This is a genomic window from Actinomyces sp. Marseille-P3109 (assembly GCF_900323545.1).
Taxonomy (GTDB): domain Bacteria; phylum Actinomycetota; class Actinomycetes; order Actinomycetales; family Actinomycetaceae; genus Actinomyces.
On the sequence record NZ_OOHN01000008.1, the window covers coordinates 2,340,101 to 2,360,112 of the forward strand.

A 20,012-nucleotide genomic window follows, 5' to 3' on the forward strand; every position below is an offset into this window, starting at 1 on the left:
ATCACAGCATCAGCGGACCGCTCGAGGGGAGCAGCCCCGAGGCCCGGCCGCCCGCTCCTGGAGCCCACCCCCCACACACGCGGCGGGCCGACGGCCATCGACAATGGGTACCTTTCCCCGACCACAGCGGTCCTCCACGCATTAGCCTGCCGTTATGAGCATCGAAGTCTCTCAGCTCACCCGTTTCTTCGGCCGGGCACCGGCGGTGCGCCAGCTGGACATGTCGGTGCCCGGCGGCTCCGTCACCGGTCTGGTCGGCCCCAACGGCGCCGGCAAGACCACCCTGCTGCTCATGCTGGCGGCCCTCCTGGCCCCGGACTCCGGGACGATCCGCGTGGCCGGCCTGGACCCGGTCACCCAGTCGCGCGAGGTCCACCGCACTGTGGGCTGGATGCCCGATGCCTTCGGCACCTGGGACTCCCTGACCTGCACTGAGATCCTCCTGACCTTTGCCGCCGCCCAGGGGATGGATGCCGACACCGCCCGCGCCCGCGCCGTCGAGATGCTCACCCTGGTCCACCTCGATGAGATGGCGCGCACGCCCGCCCGGGTCCTCTCCCGGGGCCAGAAGCAGCGCCTGGGCCTGGCCCGCGCCCTCATCCACGACCCCAAGGTCCTGCTCCTGGACGAGCCCGCCGCCGGCATGGACCCGCGTTCGCGCGCCGACCTGCGCGTCCTGCTGCGCGACCTGGCCTCGGGCGGCACCACGGTCCTGCTCTCCAGCCACATCCTTTCGGAGATGGAGGAGATGGTCGACGGCGTCGTCTTCATGTCCCGCGGAACCGCCGTCCCCTCGGCACCGGACCAGGTCCCGGCCGCTGGCGCGGGGACCGACGTCGCCGCCCGCCCGGTCCCGGTGCGCCGGACCTGGCGGATGCGGGCCCTGGATGCCGGGCGCCTGGGCGAGTGGGCGCACTCGGTGCAGCTGCCGGTCACGCCTGAGGGGGACGGGCAGCTGCGCATCGCAGTCACCGATGACGCGGCGGCGGCCCACCTGCTGCGCGAGGCCGTCGAGGCCGGGGTGGAGGTCGTCTCCTTCGCCCCGCTGTCCGGAACTCTGGAGGAGACCTACCTGGCCCTGGAAGGAGAACGCCGATGACTTGGAATGGTGTACGCGCCATCATGGTGCTCGAGCTGCGGCAGCGGGTGCGGGCCACGCGCTGGCGCGTCATGCTGGGAATCTGGCTGGCCGTCCTCATCCTGCTGTGCGGCGGGCTGGCGATCGCCGTGGAGACCACGAGCCCCGGAGACACATCCAACGAGTACCTTCTGGCCCTCTACGACGTCGTCGTCTGCTTCGTCCTGGGGATCGGGCTCATTGTGGCCCCCACGCTGTCGGCGACGTCGATCAACGGGGACCGGGCGGACGCGACCCTCGCGCTGCTACAGGCCACGGCGCTGCGCAGCCAGGAGATCGTCGTCGGCAAGCTGCTGGCGGCCTGGGCGGCGGCGATCGCCTTCCTGGCCGTGGCGGCGCCCTTCCTCATCATTCTGACGGTTGCGGGAGGCTCGCACTGGCAGGCGCTCGTCGCCCACCTGGTCATCCTCGTCTTCACACTGGGAGCGGTGTGCGCGATCGGCCTGGGCTTCTCAGCGTTGACGGCGCGCCCCTCGGCCTCCGCGGTCCTGACCTACATCGTGGTGGCCGCCCTGACCGTCGGGACGCCCCTGACCACGGCGATCGCCTCATCCCTGGTGACCGGCACGCAGACCGAGGTGGACTACCACGTGGACTACGACAGATCGACCGACGACAAGCTCGTCTGCCACTCAGAGCCCGAGGTTGAGACCCATGAGGTCACCCGCACCGACCGGATCTGGTGGATGCTGACCCCCAACCCCTTCGTGGCCCTGGGGGACGCCACCGCCCACGCGCCGCAGCAACCGGCCTCGGCCGGCTTCGGCGCCCCGGACTCCTTCCTGTCCCTCACCGGACAGGGCGTTGACGCAATGCGCAACCCTCAGCCCGAGCGGGTCGTCTACAACTACTGCGAGGACCGGGAGGACTCCTACGACGGCCCCTCCAGCATGGGCAGCCGCGATGGCCCCAAGGCGGAGCACCTGGCCTTCTGGCCTGTGAGCCTGGTGGCGCTCATGGCCCTGGGGGCAGGCGGCGTCGTGACGGCCAGCAGGCGCCTGCGCGTGCCGGCCGGCAGGCTGCCGCGCGGCGTGCGTCTGGCCTGAGCGGAGGCGTTTCCCTCCCTTCGTCGAGCCGGGCAAATTTCGCGTAGCCCTACCGTTTTTCTGTAGGGCTACGCGAAATTTGCCCGGCTCGGCGTGAGGGGTGTGAGTGGACCTCGGTCAGGCCGTCTTCCAACGGAAAAGCCGAGCCCCCAGCAGGCCGCAGACCACCGTCATGCCGATGAGCACCGCGAGCGCCGTCCCGTAATCCGTCCAGGACCGGCCGGACCACATCCCCTGAAGGAGGTCGACCAGGTAGTGGAAGGGCGAGTAGCGGGCCACGCGTTGGACGCCCTGCGGGATCTGGCTCTGGGGGACGAAGGCCCCGGAGGTCATCATGATGACGATGAACAGCCCGTTGCCGATTCCGGTGGCCGCGCGCGAGGAGGGGTAGAGGGCGGCCAACGTGTAGCCCAGCGCCAGGAAGGCCATCAGCCCCAGGGCCGCAGCGGCCAGGACCGCCACCGGGCTGCCCTGGAGCCGCACCCCAAAGCCGAGGGCTCCCACCAGCAGCGCCAGGACGATTCCCACCAGGCTGATGAGGAAGTTGACGGTCAGGTCGGCCGCGACGAAGACCCGAGGGCTCAGCGGCGTGGCCCGCAGACGGGTCAGGGCCCCGCTCTCGCGCAGCTGGAGCTGGTTGGTGGGCAGGATGATGATTCCGGTCATCCCCACCACGAGGCAGGCGCAGGCGGGCAGGGTGGCGTCCATGAAGCCGTGGCCGCCGAACTGGGGACTGGGGTCATTGCCGAAGAGCACCCCGAGGACGGCCACCAGCAGCGGGGCGAGGATGAGGGTGAAGAACAGGCCGACGGGCTCGCGCAGGGTCGAGCGGGCCAGCATGACGAGCAGGGTCGTAAAGGTTCGGCGGGTGCGCGCGGTCGGCATGGTCGGCATGGTCGTGTCTCTTCTCAGCGCTCGGTTTTTCGGTAGTCGGTTGCTCAGCCGGATCCCGGCCGGTCAGGCTTCTCTGAGGGCGCGTCCGGTGAGGTTGAGGAAGACCTCCTCCAGGCCCGGCAAATGGGTCTCCATGCTCTGCACGACGACATCGGCCTGGGCCAGGCGGGACAGGACCGCCTGGGCGAAGGCACCTGTGCCGCTGACAACGGTCACGGCGCCGTCGGTTCGTACGGAGGTGACGCCCTCGACGTCGGACAGCGTCCTGGGTGCCGGAGCGCTGAGCCTGAGCCGGAGCGTGGCCTGGCCGCCGTGGGCCGCGATGAGGGCCGGGATCGTGTCGAGGGCGATGACGCGTCCGTGGTCGATGACGGCGACCCGGTCGCACAGGGCCTCGGCCTCCTCCATGTAGTGGGTCGTCAGGACCACCGTCTTGCCGCGCTCGCGGATGTCGCGCACGACGTCCCACATGGCCAGGCGCGCCTGGGGGTCGAGCGCGGTGGTCAGCTCATCGAGGAAGAGCAGCTCGGGGTCATGGACGAGGGCCAGGGCGATGAAGACGCGCTGGCGCTCCCCGCCGGAGAGCCGGGCGACGTCGGCCTTCTCCTTGGAGGCGATGCCGAGGCGCTCCAGCAGTGGGCGCCAGGGCACGGTGTGGTCGTAGAAGGAGGAGAAGAGCTCGAGGGCCTCGCCGACCCGCAGTCGGGGTAGGAGCGCGGCCTGCTGGAGCTGGATGCCGGTGCGGCGGGCGAGCTCGGCGGAGTCCTTGACAGGATGGTGGCCCAGGACGGTGATCTCGCCGGAGGTGGGTTCGTCGAGGCCCTCGATGCTGGACAGCAGCGTGGTCTTGCCGGCGCCGTTGGGGCCGATGATGCCGAAGATCTCGCCATCGGCGACGTGGAGGCTGACGTCGTCGACGGCGGTGAGGCTGCCGAAGCGACGGGTGACGTGGGTGCAGGTGACGGCGTTCATCGGGACTCCTGGATGATGGTGTCCGTCGAGGTGGATCGCCTCAGCGGGAGGGCTCTGCGCGCCCTCACGCCACCTATCGTCGCACTGTATAACTAGTTTTACAAGTTATACGGACCGAGTTGGTTGATGTCGCGTCTCGTCCTCGCCCCTCACTCTTCCAGCCACCCCGCCCCGTCGAGCCGGGCGTTTTTCGCGTAGCCCAACGGAAAAACGGTGGGGCTACGCGAAAAACGCCCGGCTCGACGACAGAGAAGGGAGGGAGGGTGGAAGTGGAAGGAGTCTCAGTCCTCGACGCGGCGTCGACCCTCGAAGGCCCGCCCGAGGGTGACCTCGTCGGCATACTCCAGATCCGCCCCCACGGGCAGGCCGGAGGCGAGCCGGGAGACGGGCACGGCCATGGTGCGCAGCATGCGGGTGAGGTAGGCGGCGGTCGCCTCACCGACGACGTCCGGGTCGGTGGCCAGGATGACCTCCTCGACCTCACCCGTCCCGAGGCGGCTGAAGAGCTCGCGCACGCGCAGGTCGTCGGGGCCGACGCCGTTGATGGGGTCGATGGCGCCGCCGAGCACGTGGTAGAGCCCCCGGTACTCGCGGGTGCGCTCGATCGCGACGACATCCTTGGGCTCCTCGACGACGCAGATGACGCGCTGGTCGCGGCGGGGGTCGCGGCAGATGGCGCACTGGGGGGCCTCGGCGATGTTGCCGCAGGTCTCGCAGAAGCGGACCTTGGCCTTGACGGCGCGCAGGGCCTCGATGAGGCGCTCGACGGCGGCCGAGTCGGCGGCGAGCACGTGGAAGGCCATGCGCTGGGCGGACTTGGGCCCGATGCCGGGCAGCTCGCCGAACTCGTCGATGAGGTCCTGGACGGCGCCTTCGTAGACGGCGGGCATGTCAGCGTCCTTCCTGGGTCACGGTGACCTCTTCGATGACTTGGGCGCCGAGGATCCGTTTGACGACCTCCAGGCCGACGACGCCGGCGTCCTCGGCGTCGGGGTCGTCCTCGCTGGGGGTGTCGTCGGCCAGGGAGTCCGTGCCGGTGTCCTGGGCTGCGGCGCGGGCAGCAGCCATGGCGGCGGCCAGGCGCGAGCCCGCGATGCCCGAGGGCGCCCAGGTGGCATCGTCCTCGGGAGGGGCGCTCGAGGCACTGAGCTCCTCGGGGGCTGGGCCCGGGCTGAAGGGGCTCGACGGCGTCCCCTCCCAGGTGACGGGGGCCAGGCCGGGTGAGCCGGCGGTGGCGTCGAGGGCGCCAGGCGCGCCTGCGGCCGGCGCCTGTGGCGACTGAGGGGACTGCGGCGGCTGGAACGACTGGGGAGCGGCTGAGGCCGATGAGGACGATGCGGCCCCGCCGGGAATCTCCGGCAGGGCGCGCAGACGGTGGACGGTGGCCAGGGGCGCCTCGTCGGGCGCCTGCGCGGCGGGAGCGGAACGGGACTGCGCGGGAGAAGCTGAGGCGGCCGGAGCCGACGTCGAGGCAGGCGCAGAAGCGTGCTGAGGACTGGCGGGGCTGGGCTGAGAGCCGACGGCGGTTCGCGGAGCGTAGGGGGATGACGCCTCGGTCCCGGGGCCCGCGGGCGCTGTCGAGGCGGGGGAACCGCCGACCGCAGGAGACGACGGCGCAGAGGTCGGCACGGACTGGGTGGGCACGGTTCCGCCGCCGGGGACGGCGACCGGGCCCCAGCCGTCGTCCAAGCCGGCGCCGCCGGAGGCAGGAGCGGGTGCTGAGGCGGGCGCCGGGGCCGAGCCGCCGCCGGGGATCGCAACGGGCCCCCACCCGTCGTCGGGGTCCGCGGGGTTCGCGGGAACCGCCGACGCCGTCGGGGCAGCATGGGCGGCGGCCCCCGGGGCCGTCTGGGGCGTGGAGGAGGCGGAGACCGCCGGGGTTTCCGGGGAAACCGCCTGGAACTCGGAGGGCGCAGGACCGGCCGGCGCCGCGCGCGGCTCGGGTGAGGTCACGGAGTCCCGCCCGCCGGGCTCCGGCGCGGCGTGGTGTCCGGCGGGATCGGTGCGCTGAGCGGGACCAGAGGACTCATCGGCACCGAGGGACCCGGAGTACTCGGCATAGGGATCTCCGCCCCAGTCGTCCTCGGCCGGCGGCTCGATGATCGGGGAACCGTCGTCCCACGTGGTGGAGACGGGCCGACGCGCCTGAGCGCGGTCGGCGGGCTCGACGTCGGCCGGCCGGGTGGATCCAGTAGCGGGGGCCTGATCTGCCGGGGCCTGGACGGCCTGACCGGCGTCAGCATCAGCGCCGTGCATCTCGGCGCCGTTGAAGTCCTCCGACTCACCACCGTGGGCGGCCGAGTCGAAGGCGCCGGCTTGCGGGCCAGGACCGCTCGGGCCCGCCCCGGGCACTGCGCCACCGTAGGATCCCTGCGGTCCACCGTGACCGACGTCATGGCCGGGAGCGCTCACACCAGGAGAACCGAGGTGGCCGGCAGGTCCCTGGGGGCCACCGCCAGGTCCGCCCGGTCCCCCAGGACCACCTCCGGGGCCACCTGGCCCGTCGTCGCCGGCGACGATGGCACGTACCTCGAGGCGCAGGCCGAGAGCCTGGTGAAGGGCCGCGGAGAAGATGGGGCCGTGGCCGCCGTTGTCGAAGGCGCCCACAAGGCCGGGCGCGGTGAACAGAAGGGTGAAGAAGCCCCCGGAGACGGTGCCCGGCCGGGAGTTCGGGCCGACCAGCGCCCAGGTCGCGCGCCGCGAGCGCTTGGCCGCCTCCAGGACCTCCTCCCAGCGGGTGCGGATCATCTCCGCGTCGGCCGCCTCGCCCCCGCCCGGACCGCCTGGAGCACCGACGCTCCCATGGGCCGCAGGGGCCGCGGGGGCCGCAGGCGCGCTCGGAGCAGCCGGGGCGCTCGCCGGCCCGACTCCGCGTGGGGGCTGCTCAGCAGGGCCGTGGGCCGGCGCCGCCGAAGCCGACGGCGCGGAAGAGCCCGGCGCAACAGAGGCCGACGACGCGACTGAAGCGGCTGGCCCGTGGGACGAGGCGCCGTCGTTCGGACCGTCCCAGCTGACGGCAGGGCCGGCCTGCGGGACCCGCACGGCTGACGTCGAGCCTGCGGCGGGCGCCGAGGCCGTGGCCGGGGCCGGCGCGGACGCCGTCGCCGGAGCACTCGCTGAAGCATCACCGGACTCGTTCCAGCCGCCCGCCTTCGACACCTGCCCCCAGCCGTCGTCGGACTGGGGAGCCTGCGGAGCCGAGGCGGGCGCAGCACTCGCGGCTCCCTCCGGTCCCCCTACGTTCTCGGGTCGCGGGCCCCCTCGCCGGCCGGCGGCGTCCGCGGAGGCCTGTCGGGCGATCTGGGCGGCCATCTCGCGCCCGGAACCGGCGGGCATGCCGCTGGGCGCACTGCCGGGGGCGCCAGCGCCTGCACCACCGGGGGCGGGCGACGACGTCGGCCCGGCACCTCCGACCTGCCCAACCGCGCCGCCCGCGCCCGCGGCGCCACCGGTCGGAGCGTGGCCGGCCGGGATGAGCAGGCGGGCCACGAGCAGCTCGAGCTGGAGTCGGGGGGAGGTGGCGCCGACCATGGCGGTCAGGGCCTGGGCGGTGGTGTCGGCGGCTCGGGAGAGGGCCGCGGCCCCCATGGTGCGGGCCTGAAGGTCCATGCGCTCGAGCTCGTCAAGCGGCATGGAGCCGAGGGCCGCGCCGGCCTCGGAGCCGGCCAGGGCGATGACGAGGAGGTCGCGCAGGCGGGCCAGCAGGTCCTCGACGAAGCGGCGGGGGTCGTGCCCGGAGGAGACGACCCGGTCGACCACCCGGAAGACGCCGGCGCCGTCAGCGGCGGCGATCGCGTCGACGCACTGGTCGAGCATGGTGGTGTCGGTGTAGCCGAGCAGGGCGACGGCCCGCTGGTAGTCGACGCCGCCGTCGTGCGCCCCACCGATGAGCTGGTCCATGACGGACAGGGTGTCGCGCACGGAGCCGCCGCCGGCACGCACCACGAGGGGGAAGACGCCGGGGCCGATCTCGACGCCCTCGGCCCGGCACAGCTGCCCCAGGTAGCCCTCGAGGATGTCGGGCGGGACGAGGCGGAAGGGGTAGTGGTGGGTGCGCGAGCGGATGGTGCCGATGACCTTCTCCGGCTCGGTGGTGGCGAAGATGAACTTCACGTGCGCGGGAGGCTCCTCGACGAGCTTGAGCAGCGCGTTGAAGCCCTGCGCGGTGACCATGTGGGCCTCGTCGAGGATGAAGATCTTGTAGCGGTCGCGGGCCGGGGCGAAGGCGGCGCGCTCGCGCAGGTCGCGGGCGTCGTCGACGCCGTTGTGGCTGGCGGCGTCGATCTCGACGACGTCGAGGCTGCCGGGGCCGCCGGTGGCCAGGTCCCGGCAGGACGGGCAGGTGCCGCAGGGGGTGTCGGTGGGGGCCTGGGCGCAGTTGAGGCAGCGGGCCAGGATGCGCGCCGACGTCGTCTTGCCGCAGCCGCGCGGGCCGGAGAAGAGGTAGGCGTGGGTGACGCGGTCGGCCCGCAGCGCCGCCATGAGCGGAGCGGTGACGTGGTCCTGCCCGATGACCTCCTGGAAGGCGTCGGGGCGGTAGCGGCGGTACAGAGCGGTGGTCACGGGCCGAGCCTAATCGGCCGGGCCGACCCCGTGCGAGGTACCGGGCGAGTCGGGGCCCACTGGCACGGTCTGGCACGATGGGGGCGCTCGTCCGTCGTCGGCGGCAGAAACGGAGGAACCATGTCCGTCACCGAGTCGCTCCTCACCCGCCACCTCGCCTACTCGGCCGAGGTCCGCGCCCGGGGCGGTCTGGCGGCCAAGGGCACGCAGAAGGTCGCGGTCGTCGCCTGTATGGACTCGCGCGTGGACGTCTTCGCGGTCCTGGGACTTAACCCGGGAGAGGCGAACGTCATCCGCAATGCCGGCGGCGTCGTCACCGAGGACACGATCCGCTCCCTGACGATCAGCCAGCGCCTCCTGGGCACCGAGGAGATCATCCTCATCCACCACACCGACTGCGGCATGCTCTCCTTCACCGACGACGAGCTCTGCCGCGCCCTGGAGGAGGAGACGGGCGTGCGACCGGCCTGGGCACCAGGGTTCTTCACCGACCTGGCCGACAACGTGCGCCGATCGATCACCCGCATCAAGGCCTCGCCGTTCATCCCCCGCACCGACGCCGTGCGCGGCTTCGTCCTGGACCTGGCCACCGGCCGCCTGGAGGAGGTCGACGCCGCCGCGGCGTGACCCTGACCTACTCCACGAACCTCGGGTCCCACTGGCAGGGAGTTGTCCGTACTGAACGAGCCCCGGGCCCTCGTGGAGTACACCCATCCCCCAAGCAGTAGACCCCGACCCTCGTGGAGTACAGCAGGAGGACTGCGGGGCGCCGTCGAGCCCGCCGGCCTGCCGCCCGAGCAGACCGCCCCGCCGCTGCCGGAAGACGTCAGGACCCCTCGCACACCCGTCAGAGCCTGCTTACCCTTGCTACCTTCCGGTCCTGGGGGATTCACTGGATGACGCCGCACGAGGGGCCGAGCGAGAGAATACCCGATCCGGCCCCCGGTTGCGAACCGGCCCCGACCGGTCCCATCCCCGCACCCGAGCTCGAGGACGCACCGTAAGGCTCGAGGGCTGTCCTGGGAGGTAGGTCCTTGAGGCCTGCGGTGCGTCCGTGTGGGGAGCCGATGCAGCAGAACCGGTCTCGCGTGACAGATCCCACCGCCCCGGGCTGGCCCCGGGGATGGGCGGTCCGATATATTGCTTTCTCGTTGCACGCGGTTGTCGCCGCGTGGAGCGCCTGGAGGATTCGCCTAGTGGCCTATGGCGCACGCTTGGAAAGCGTGTTGGGTGCAAGCCCTCGGGGGTTCGAATCCCCCATCCTCCGCCACCACCCCGGGATCTGAGCGATCCCGGGGTTTCGTTGTCTCCCCTCCATGCCGTCTCCCCCGGCAGACGACCGACTGGTACCTCTCCCCATCGACGCGGCCACCGACTCCTGCCACGGTTACCCCATGCGCACGAAAACCTCTGCCCTCATCGCCCTGCCCACCGCACTCCTGCTCGCCCTCAGCCTCAGCGCCTGCGACGAAGACGCAGTGAGCACCACCCCCACGGACTCCTCGTCGTCGAGCAGCGACGACTCATCGACTTCCTCGGACAATGAGTCACAGGACTCGAAGGACTCCGACGACGCCTCGCCCTCGTCAAAGGCCAGCGCCTCGTCGACATCCTCCTCCAGCGCCACCGCCGACCCCAACGCCCGGACCGTCACCATCGAGGACCTCAAGGCCGGCGACTGCGTCTCCGACATCGCCACCGACACTCAGGACAGCCAGAAGGTCGCCACCGAGGCAACTGTCGTCGACTGCTCGACGCCCCACCAGTACGAGATGGTCGGAACCGGAGACACCACGGCCTCCACCTTCTCCGAGGCCGACACCAGTACCGAGATGTCCAAGATCTGCGAGCCGTTGGTGACCAGCTACGTCGGCTCCCCCTCCAAGGCCAACAGCTACAGGATCCTGGCCGTCACGCCGTCGCAGGAGACCTGGGACCAGGGCGACCGCACCTTCGTGTGCTTCGCCCAGAACTCGGATAAGTCCCCATTGAACAATTCCATCAAAAACTCCTAGTCTGTCCCCGTTGAGCAGAACATCAACCGGCAGACGGACCGCCATGCGGGAGCCACGGCTCACCCCTTGACTCCCGTGACGACAACCGTCCTGCCACCCACTCCGTCCGGGTGGCGACCCTCCGTCTCTCCGTCTCAGGTCGCCACCCGGGCCTTATCCCAGATATTTACAGCCCGCTCCCCACACGTGGCCAGGATCCCGAGGAAAACCGGCACAATCCGGGCATTCCGACTGTTACGGTTCGGTGTATGCGCCCGCTGACCACGCTCCTTGTTCTTCCCGCGTCCGCTGTTCTTGCCGTGGGGCTGTCCTCCTGCAGCCTGTTCTCCTCGGGAACCACCACCGCCACCAAGGACCTCAAGGTCGGGAACTGCTACAACACCGTGAGCAGCAAGGCAGGTGGCAACAACCCGGTCGGCGAGGTCACGGTGGTCGACTGCGCCAAGACCCACACCTACGAGGTCATCGCCCAGACCACCTTCCCCGACGACGTCGACACGCTCCCCAACGAGGGCGCGATCAAGTCCCTGGGCGAGGGCTTCTGCCAGGGGGAGGACTTCACCACGTACGTCGGGGTCGAGGCCAGCAGCTCCAGCTACCAGATCGAGTACCTCTCCCCCAGCCAGGACACCTGGGCCAAGGGAGATCGCCTCGTCACCTGCGTGGTCACTCAGGGAGACAAGTCAGAGGTCAAGGGCTCGGCCAAGGACTCCAAGAAGTAGTCCGCACCGGCGTCCTCAGCGAACCCGAGTCCGCTGAGGACGCCGTTCTTCGGCGACGTCCGGGGACGACGGCGTCCCGTCGGCCACCGGCCCGAGTCCCGCCAGCAGGTCGTCCGTGGTCACGCAGGCCTGTGACTCGCCCACGGGGCCGGGGCCGCCCTCCGGTTCAGGCGTCCCACGCGCAGATTCCGCCTGCGCCATGTGGGCGGTGGAGATCATGAGCTTGATGCGGTTGAGCTGGTTGACCTCGCTGGCGCCGGGGTCGTAGTCGATGGCGACGATGTTGGCCCGGGGGTAGCGGCGTCGGACCTCGCGGAACATGCCCTTGCCCACCACGTGGTTGGGCAGGCAGGCGAAGGGCTGGCAGCACACGATGTTGGGCACGCCGTGCTCGATGAGCTCGATCATCTCTCCGGTGAGCAGCCAGCCCTCTCCGGCCTGGTTGCCCAGGGAGAGCACCGTCGAGGCCTTGCGGGCCAGCTCGGCCGTGGAGGGCTCGATGTCGAAGGTGCCGCCGGCGGCTCGCAGGGCGGCGCGGGCCGGGGCCTGGAGCTGCTCGATGAACCAGACGGCCGCCTTCTTCTTGGCCACACTCTCCTTGCCGATGCCGTAGGCGTCCGCCTCCCACTGGGCGGTCACCAGCCCGGACAGGAAGAAGGGCAGGAGCCCGGGGACGGCCGCCTCGCAGCCCTCGGCCTCGATGACGTCGATGACGTGGTTGTTGGCGTCGGGCTGGAACTTCACCAGGATCTCGCCGACGACGCCGACGCGCGGGCGCCGGGGCTCGTCACGCCGGGGCAGGTCGTTGAACTCGCGGACCATCTCGCGCAGGAGGCGGCGGTAGCCGATGCGCCCGCCCCAGGTGGCCGAGCGGCCCTTGTGCTCGAAGTACTCCCCGATGATGCGGTTCCAGCGATCGACGAGCTCCTGGGTGGCGCCTTCGACCACCTCGTAGGGGCGAACCCGCAGCAGGCAGGTGTTGAGGGTGTCGCCGATGATAATGCCCTGGAGCATCTTGAGGCCCATGGTGGCGGTCAGCTCGAATCCGGGGTTGGACTCGATGCCCTGCAGGGAGATCGCCACGACCGGCACCTGCGGGTAGCCGGCCTCACGCAGTCCCTTGCGCAGCATGGCGGCGTAGTTGGTGGCGCGGCAGATGCCGCCGGTCTGGGAGATGGCCACGACGCAGGAGTCGGGGTCGTGGCTGCCGTCGGTGAAGGCGCCGATGAGCTGGCCGATGACCATGATGGCGGGGAAGCAGGCGTCGTTGTTGACGTAGCGCAGGCCCACCTCGAGGTCGTCGCGGGTGGCGGACTCCAGGAGCTCGACCTTGTATCCCAGGCGCCGCATGAGCGGTTCCAGGGGCCGGAAGTGCACGGGGCTCATCTGCGGCATGAGGATGGTGTGGGTGGCGCGCATGGCCTCGGTGAAGACCGGACCGGTGGCCCCCGGCAGCTCTCGCCCTCCGACGGCGCCGGCCGTCTCCCGAGCCGTCGTGTCCGGCATCTCCTCGCCTGTCTCCTCATCACCCCTGGCTGCGAGCTCTTCGGCAGGCGCGGTCGTGTCGATCTCGACGGCGTCGTCGAAGGTGCCGTCGGCCTCGCCGGGGGCCTCCTCGGTGCGGGTGGCCTTCCCAGCGGTCTCTTTCTCCGCGGCGCGGGCCTGGGAGGCGGCGGTCAGGGAGCGCAGGCGGATGGTGGCGGCGCCGAGGTTGGAGACCTCGTCGATCTTGAGGCTCGTGTAGACGCCACCGGCGGACTCCAGGATCTCCTGGACCTGGTCGGTGGTCAGGGCGTCGACGCCGCAGCCGAAGGAGTTGAGCTGGACGAGCTCGAGGTCGTCGCGGGTGGTGACGAGCTCGGCGGCCTGGTAGAGGCGCGAGTGGTAGGCCCACTGGTCGCGCACCCGCAGGCGCCCGGTGACGCCCCGGGTGGCCACGGGCTTGGGAGTGGGCAGGCCGACGCCGGTGACGTCGGACCAGTCGGCCGGAGCCTGCGGATCGGTCCGGGACTCGCCCAGCCGACGGCGCAGTGCGGCCACGGCCCGGCTGAGCGCCCCGGTGGCGACGGCGTGCTCGGCGCCGTCGCCGGGGTCAGGAGCTCCGGCCTTGCCTGCCGCCTCACCAGTCGACTGGCCGGCGGCCTCGTTGCCGGCCTGGCGGGCGATGGCGGCCCAGTCGGTCTTCTTGGGCTTCTTGGGTCTGGCCGGCCTGGCGGGGCGCTTGCCCGGTTCGGTTCTGCTGGCCTTGTCAGCCGTTCCGGTCTCGCCCGCCTTTCGGGCCTGCCCGGTGGTCTCGTCGTCGGCGCTGCCTCCGGATTCGCCGCCGCGGTCGGCGTCGGAGCGAGATGGCCGGGTACTGCCCGACGCTTGGGAGCCGGCGCTGGGACCGGCAGCCGACCCGGTAGCGCTCGCCACGGCGGAGTCGGTCGCCCCGGTCGGGCCGGGGGCTGCGGCGTCGGGCTCGGGCAGGAGGGAGTCCTCGGACAGGACGGCCAGGCCCAGGGTGTTGATGACGTCGGGGATGCCGTGGTTGATCTCGGGGTCGATGTGGTAGGGCCGTCCGGCCAGGACGATTCCCTTGCGGTCGTTGTCCTCCATCCACGTCAGGGCGCGGCGGCCCTCGGCGCGCACGTCGGCCTTGAAGGCGGCGTCCTCGGCGAAGCCGGCGGCCACGGCCCGGCGGGCCTCGGGCAGGGTGACGTCCCAGTCGGCGAAGACCTCGACGAGCCGCTCGGCGAGCGTCGCGGGGTCGGCCAGGTTGAGGAAGGGGGAGAGCATCCGCACCCCCGAACCCCCGGGACCCGTGCCCCCCAGGGGGAGAGCATCCGCACCCCCGAACCCCCGGGACCCGTGCCCCCCTCAGCGCCGTCAGCACCCTCGCCACCGTGGGGCTGCCCGTCGCGCACGGCCTCGACGTTGTTGCGGATGACCTCGGGGTAGGTGGCCACGATCGGGCAGTTGAAGTGGTCGGCGGCGCCCCGGACGAGCTCGCGCTCGTAGAAGACGCAGGGGAACCAGATCGTCGTGACGCCCTTGGCGATGAGGGCCTCGATGTGCCCGTGGGCGAGCTTGGCCGGGTAGCAGACGTTCTCCGAGGGGATCGTGTCCATGCCGGACTCGAAGAGCTCGTGGTTGGAGCGCCCCGAGATCATGACGCGGAAGCCAAGCGATGTGAGCACCGTGAACCACAGCGGGTAGTTCTCGTACATGCCCAGCACCCTGGGGATGCCGATGTCCCCGCGCGTGGCCGCGCCCTCGCGCAGGCGCCGGTAGGAGAAGGCCCGCTTGTACTTGTAGTCGTAGAGGTTGGGCAGGTCGGACTTGGTGGCGCGCCGCTCCTGGGTGGCGCCCCGCTCGCAGCGGTTGCCGGAGATGTGGCGCTGTCCGTCGTTGAAGGTGGTGATGGTCAGCTGGCAGTGGTTCTGGCACAGCTTGCAGGTGGCGGTCTCGGTGGTCAGGCTGAAGCGGGAGAGCTCGCCCAGGCTCATGAGGCCCGAGGGCACGCCGTCGTAGGTGGCCCGGGCGCTCAGGGCCGCGCCGAAGCAGCCCATGAGGCCGGCGATGTCGGGGCGCACCACCTCCCGGCCGGTGAGCAGCTCGAAGGCCCGCAGCACCGCGTCATTGAGGAAGGTGCCGCCTTGGACCGAGACCCGCTCGCCGAGCTGGTCGGCGTCCTTGAGCTTGATGACCTTGTACAGGGCGTTGCGCACCACCGAGTAGGACAGGCCCGCGCTGATCTCCCCCACGGTGGCCGACTCGCGCTGAGCCTGCTTGACCGAAGAGTTCATGAACACCGTACAGCGGCTGCCCAGGTCCACCGGGCGCTCGGCGTGCAGCGCGGCCTCGGCGAACTCACCGATCTCCAGGCCCATGGACCGGGCGAAGGTCTGCAGGAAGGAGCCGCAGCCGGCCGAGCAGGCCTCGTTGACGCTGATGGAGTCGATGGCGTCGCCCTTGATGCGCAGGTACTTCATGTCCTGGCCGCCGATGTCGATGACCGAGGTGACCCCGGGGTTGAGGTAGGCCGCCGCCCGGTAGTGCGCCATCGTCTCGACCACGCCCTCGTCGATGCGCAGCGCCGCCTTGACCAGGGACTCCCCGTAGCCGGTGACGCAGGAGCGCACGATCCGCACGCCATCAGGCATCTCGCGGTGGATGCGGCGCAGGATCTCCACGGCGGCCGTCACCGGGTCGCCCTCATTGCCGGCGTAGTGCTCCCACACGATGCGCCCGCGCCCGTCCAGGACGACGGCCTTGATCGTCGTCGAGCCGGCGTCGATCCCCAGGAAGCAGTCACCGTCCCGGAACTCCCCGCCTGTCCCCGACGCCGACGCCGCATGAGGCCCCTCGTCGTCGATACCGTCGAGCTCGTCGTCCGGGCCGTCCGGCTCGGGTCCGCTCTCCTCGGGGGACTCCTCGGGGACCGGCCAGTGGGCCCGCTCAATGTGCGCGCGGGCGTGACGCTCACGGAAGGCCTCCAGCTCGGCGGTGTCCTGGAAGAGCGGACGCATCCGGGAGGTGCCCAGGGACAGGGCCTTGCGGGTGGCCAGGCGGGTGGACAGCTCCGGGATCGGCGTCGGCTCACCCGAGGAGAGCAGGGCGGCGCCGATGGCGACGTAGAGCTGGGCGTTGTCGGGGCAGGTGAAGGAGTCGACCTGCTCGGCAAGGGTCCGCTCGAAGGCGGCGCGCAGCTGGGGCAGGAAGTGCAGCGGCCCGCCCAGGAACATGACGTGGCCACGGATGGGGCGCCCGCAGGCCAGGCCCGCAATGGTCTGGGTGACGACGGCCTGGAGGACGGAGGCGGCCAGGTCCTCACTCGCAGCACCCTGGTTGATGAGCGGCTGGAGGTCGGACTTGGCGAAGACGCCGCAGCGCGAGGCGATGGGGTAGAGCGTCGTGTAGCGCGAGGCCAGGTCGTCCAGGCCGGCGGCGTCGGTGTGGAGGAGCTGGGCCATCTGATCGATGAAGGCACCGGTGCCGCCCGCGCAGGTGCCGTTCATGCGCTGCTCGGGGGTGGGGTGGAGGTAGGTGATCTTGGCGTCCTCACCACCGAGCTCGATGACGACGTCGGCCTGCGGATCGCACACGCGCACCGTCTCGGTCTCGGCGATGACCTCCTGGACGAAGGGCAGGCCCATGAGGGTGGCCAGGGACAGCCCGGCGCTGCCGGTGACCGCCCCACGCACGACGGCGCCCGGGTAGGCCCGGCCGACCTCCTCCAGCAGCCGGGTCAGCTCGCCGCGCACGTCCGCGTTGTGGCGCCGGTACTCAGCAAACACCGGGGACACCGGAACCGCCGGGGCCGACGCCGAGTCGGGACGGTTACCGGCGCCCGCCTCGGGCAGGCGCTCGGGCAGGAGGACCAGCTTGATGGTCGTCGAGCCGATATCCAGCCCCATCCGCAGGACCGTCGGGACACCGACGAGGCCGGAGCCGCCGGGCACTGAGGTCGCCGTGCGTGCGGCGAGCCCCGTGGTCACCGCGGACGCAGCGGGCGCAGGTCTCTGCAAGCCGGCAACAGAAGCAGGAACGGACATTCTTCACCTCGGCGCGTGCTTGCGCCGACCCCATGAGAGCCGACGACGATGTGGGCTGTGGCCCACGGTATCGAGGCGAACTACCACCCTCAACGCTGTTGAAATACCGACGCCGTCACGACGGAACACCTCGCCGCACTTGGCGCGATGACGCCCACAGACCCCGTCGACCTCGATCCCGGCTCTCCGCGGATCTGAACATCGTTGAATATCGCATCGATAGACTTACCTAAAAATAGGGTGCTCGTCACACACCCATGCGTCCCGCCACCCCACGTAAGGGCCGTGTTCTCCCGGGACTTCTCCGGTTCGACGAGGCGGTAGGGCCGAAGGGTCTGGTGACGCCCGTAATCTCCTGGAGTGACCAGTGATGCCGTCAGTGCGCCGCAGCCGAGCGCCTCACCATGGGAGATGGGACCCGGCCGTCCCGCTTCCGGCCGTGGGCGCCGTCGGGGACCGCGCCGCCGGCCAGAAGCGGGCAGTGCCCAGCAGTACTCGACACGGGAGGCGATTCTCACCGCTGCGCGAGAGTCGTTCCTGGCCCAGGGCTACGAGGGCACGACGATCCGAGCGGTGGCTCGCACGGCCGGGGTCGACCCGGCGCTCGTCTCCTACTACTTCGGCTCCAAGGGGGATCTCTTCGGGGCGGCCGTCAACCTGCGGGTACGGGCGAGCGAGGAGATCGCGGCCGCCGTCAGCGGGGATCTGCGCTCGGCCGGCCCCCGCCTGGTGAGGCTGTCACTGACCGCCTGGGACGACGCCGCCGACGGCGCGACCTTCCGCACGCTGCTGCGGTGGATGGCCACGGACGTCAGCGCCCCCGAGGCGATCCAGTCCTACGCGACCGAGCAGATCGCCGTCCCGATGGCCGAGGCCCTCAAGCAGTCGGGCCTGTCAGGGATATCCGCACGCGAGAGGGCCACCCTGGCCGGGTCCCAGCTGGTGGGGCTGGCCATGATCCGTTACGTCCTGAGACTGGAGCCCGTCGCGAGCGCGAGCGTCGACCACCTGGTGGAGGTCGTCGGGCCTACGATCCAGCACTACCTCACTGGCCCGTTGCGCCCTAGGTGAGCCACCCGGACCGACGTGCAGTGGCCGCCGTCAGCACGATCAGCGCGCCACGTCACCACCGGACATGCGCATGTAGACGTACACCGTCAGTAGAAAGATCATCGGGATAACCACGAGCAATCCGATGACGGTCGGCAACCCGGCGAAGTAGAGGGGGAGGATGACGAGCGCCAACAGCGGCGCGTTCCCCCCTTGCTTCATGAGGTGGCATGAGCGGCCGATCGCCTTGAAGCAGGAGCAGCCCTCGTTCATGGCCACGACCACCGCCACCCAGAAGAAGTAGCCGACCACCAAGCCGCCGAGGGGGAAGATGGAGGCGATGGAGCCCGCAAGACCGACGAGCACGAGCGCGGCAGCCGCATCGAAGCCATGGGGCGGCACAACGAGGGACCGGACCGTCACCTTCTCCCCACGGGCGATCCGAAGCGCAGCGGTGTAGAAACCCAGCGCCATCATCAGCCCCCAGATCAGCGCCGCCGGGATCCCGATCGCGGCAATGATCGCGCCGTTCTCCTCACCGACCACGCTGACGATTCCGACCATCACCACTGCCATCACCAGGAGGCTCAGCGGCATCCAGGCGATGATGAGGGGATTGGCGAAGGTGCGGGACAAGGCCCATTTGACGGCGTCGCCCACAATGATCTCCGGCACCGGAGGCCGCGGGGGAACCACGTAGGCGGGCGGCTGCGGGTAGCCGTAGACGCCTTCGACGCCCGGCGCCGGGGGCACGTAGCCGTAGTGGCCGGCACCGCTCGGCGTGCCAGGAGATTCACGAGACTCGGACACAGGGCCTTCTTCCTGGGACATGGAAACATGTTCGCCCGGGTTGAGAACCCGGGCGAACATGCACGTGGTCGGAACCAGTCAGGTCCGACTCAGAAGGTCTCGTAGCGCGCGGAGCTGAGGAAGACTCCGTGACCGGTCTCGGTGTTGCGGCAGGTCATACCGGTCTCCTCGGAGCTGCACACCCAGGAGCCGAAGACGACGGACTGGCCGTACTCAACCACCTGAGGCGAGGAGGACCCACCGCCGCGGAAGGACTCATCCAGGGAGAACGCGCCCTCGCCGCGGCCGCCGATCTGAGGCGTCGCGCCGCTGCTGAGGTCGAACCACCAGTTGGGCGAGCCCGCCGAGTCCTGGCCGAAGGTGCCGTCGGAGCGGTAGGACAGCACACCGCAGCCCGCATAGTTGGCGGACAGGTCGCAGCCGATGTTGCCCGACGGCGAGACGATCATGGCAGTCTTCTCCGAGACGAGGTTGTCCGGAACGAAGGACGTGGCCTGCTCAGCCTGCGGGGCAGCCGGCTCGGCCGGGGCCGGCGCGGGGGTGGTCTTGTCGGCATCGCCGGAGTTGTCGGCGGGCGCCGGGGCGGGCGCCGGTGCCGTCTGTGCATCGGGCGCCGCGGGCTGCGCCGGCTGAGAGGTGTCGACCTGAGGCCCGCTGGGCTGGCTCGCGCTGCCGCCCGCCTCCGGGGCCTTGGACGCACCACCGTTCTGAGTGCTCGCCTTGGAGGCTCCTGAGCTCGCCGCTCCGCTGCCGGATGACTGCGTCCCGCTGGCGGCCGGGCGCGGCTCGCTGGCGCGCGGACTCGAGGGACGCGCACCGGTGCTGGCGGAGGACTGGGGCGACGAGGACTCGCCAGCGCCCTTACCGGTGGGGCTGGGGATGCGTGGAGAGGCGTGAGCCGGCTGCTGCCCGGAGGTCGGCTTGGCGCTGGCCGTGGACTGGGTCTTGGCGGAGGACGACGAGCCCGCGGTGCCCTGCTGGTTGGCGTTCGAGGCGCCACCGGACTGACAACCGGCCAGGAGCATGGCGGTCGAGGTGAGGACAACAAGGGACAGGGGAATGGTGAAGCCGCTTCGGCGGACCGCGATGGTCATGGCTGCGGCATCCTTTCGGTCGACGTCGGTGCACCCAACACGGTACTAGAGCGCCGAAGACGAGGGGAACAGTCTGGAGATCAGCAACAGCGCCACTTGTCGACATCAGACAACCCCCATTCCCAGCAAACCATTAGATTTCGTTGTGATAACGCCAATAACAATGAGATG

Annotated in this window: 12 protein-coding genes, 1 tRNA gene, 1 other RNA gene and 1 pseudogene; 7 read left to right on the forward strand and 8 right to left on the reverse strand. The window is 70.8% G+C overall.

Annotated features, from left to right (window positions below; all coding sequences use genetic code 11):
* The first annotated feature begins 154 nt into the window (after positions 1-154).
* Together BQ8008_RS10150 and BQ8008_RS10155 are read left to right on the forward strand one after the other, a co-directional pair.
* Positions 155-1,099 (forward strand): ABC transporter ATP-binding protein, encoded by a 945-nt coding sequence (locus BQ8008_RS10150; RefSeq protein ID WP_108833897.1) that lies wholly within the window; start codon positions 155-157, stop codon positions 1,097-1,099.
* A complete protein-coding gene (locus BQ8008_RS10155; protein ID WP_108833898.1) occupies positions 1,096-2,184 on the forward strand; it encodes an ABC transporter permease in 1,089 nt (362 codons plus the stop codon). Before BQ8008_RS10150 ends, BQ8008_RS10155 begins: the two co-directional genes overlap by 4 nt.
* 117 nt (positions 2,185-2,301) lie before the next feature.
* Here BQ8008_RS10155 and BQ8008_RS10160 read toward each other — a convergent pair whose 3' ends face one another.
* The 4 genes from BQ8008_RS10160 to BQ8008_RS13805 all read right to left on the reverse strand — a co-directional run bounded on the left by BQ8008_RS10160 (position 2,302) and on the right by BQ8008_RS13805 (position 8,613).
* A complete protein-coding gene (locus BQ8008_RS10160) occupies positions 2,302-3,078 on the reverse strand; it encodes an ABC transporter permease (RefSeq protein WP_234415345.1) in 777 nt (258 codons plus the stop codon).
* A gap of 63 nt (positions 3,079-3,141) precedes the next feature.
* Positions 3,142-4,050 (reverse strand): ABC transporter ATP-binding protein, encoded by a 909-nt coding sequence (locus BQ8008_RS10165; protein WP_108833899.1) that lies wholly within the window; start codon positions 4,048-4,050, stop codon positions 3,142-3,144.
* A 281-nt stretch (positions 4,051-4,331) separates the two neighbouring features.
* A complete protein-coding gene (gene recR, locus BQ8008_RS10170) occupies positions 4,332-4,940 on the reverse strand; it encodes a recombination mediator RecR (RefSeq protein WP_003785942.1) in 609 nt (202 codons plus the stop codon).
* Position 4,941: 1 nt separating this feature from the next.
* Positions 4,942-8,613, reverse strand: coding sequence for a DNA polymerase III subunit gamma and tau (locus BQ8008_RS13805; protein ID WP_234415346.1), 3,672 nt, complete (start codon positions 8,611-8,613; stop codon positions 4,942-4,944).
* Positions 8,614-8,733: 120 nt separating this feature from the next.
* Between BQ8008_RS13805 and BQ8008_RS10180 the strand changes: the two genes are divergently transcribed.
* Positions 8,734-9,240, forward strand: a complete 507-nt coding sequence (locus BQ8008_RS10180) for a beta-class carbonic anhydrase (RefSeq protein ID WP_108833900.1) — start codon at positions 8,734-8,736, stop codon at positions 9,238-9,240.
* Positions 9,241-9,437: 197 nt separating this feature from the next.
* Here BQ8008_RS10180 and ffs read toward each other — a convergent pair.
* An RNA gene (gene ffs / locus BQ8008_RS10185) (signal recognition particle sRNA small type) lies at positions 9,438-9,532 on the reverse strand.
* Positions 9,533-9,795: 263 nt separating this feature from the next.
* Between ffs and BQ8008_RS10190 the strand changes: the two genes are divergently transcribed.
* The 3 genes from BQ8008_RS10190 (at position 9,796) to BQ8008_RS10200 (ending at position 11,350) form a co-directional block, all read left to right on the forward strand.
* Positions 9,796-9,883 (forward strand) — tRNA-Ser (locus tag BQ8008_RS10190).
* Between the two features lie 124 nt (positions 9,884-10,007).
* Positions 10,008-10,628, forward strand: coding sequence for a septum formation family protein (locus BQ8008_RS10195; protein WP_108833901.1), 621 nt, complete (start codon positions 10,008-10,010; stop codon positions 10,626-10,628).
* A gap of 248 nt (positions 10,629-10,876) precedes the next feature.
* Positions 10,877-11,350 (forward strand): septum formation family protein, encoded by a 474-nt coding sequence (locus tag BQ8008_RS10200; RefSeq protein WP_108833902.1) that lies wholly within the window; start codon positions 10,877-10,879, stop codon positions 11,348-11,350.
* A gap of 2,469 nt (positions 11,351-13,819) precedes the next feature.
* Here BQ8008_RS10200 and BQ8008_RS10210 read toward each other — a convergent pair.
* A pseudogene (locus BQ8008_RS10210) lies at positions 13,820-16,749 on the reverse strand (acyl-CoA dehydratase activase-related protein); the annotation flags it as partial.
* A 498-nt stretch (positions 16,750-17,247) separates the two neighbouring features.
* On the opposite strand from BQ8008_RS10210, the gene BQ8008_RS10215 reads away from it, so the two are divergent.
* Complete coding sequence (locus BQ8008_RS10215) at positions 17,248-17,958, forward strand: TetR/AcrR family transcriptional regulator (protein ID WP_108833904.1); 711 nt, start codon at positions 17,248-17,250, stop codon at positions 17,956-17,958.
* Positions 17,959-17,997: 39 nt separating this feature from the next.
* Here the strand turns inward: BQ8008_RS10215 and BQ8008_RS10220 are convergent, their stop codons facing one another.
* Both BQ8008_RS10220 and BQ8008_RS10225 read right to left on the reverse strand, forming a co-directional pair.
* Positions 17,998-18,768 (reverse strand): hypothetical protein, encoded by a 771-nt coding sequence (locus tag BQ8008_RS10220; protein WP_234415347.1) that lies wholly within the window; start codon positions 18,766-18,768, stop codon positions 17,998-18,000.
* A gap of 68 nt (positions 18,769-18,836) precedes the next feature.
* Positions 18,837-19,841 (reverse strand): hypothetical protein, encoded by a 1,005-nt coding sequence (locus BQ8008_RS10225; protein WP_108833905.1) that lies wholly within the window; start codon positions 19,839-19,841, stop codon positions 18,837-18,839.
* Positions 19,842-20,012 lie beyond the last annotated feature (171 nt).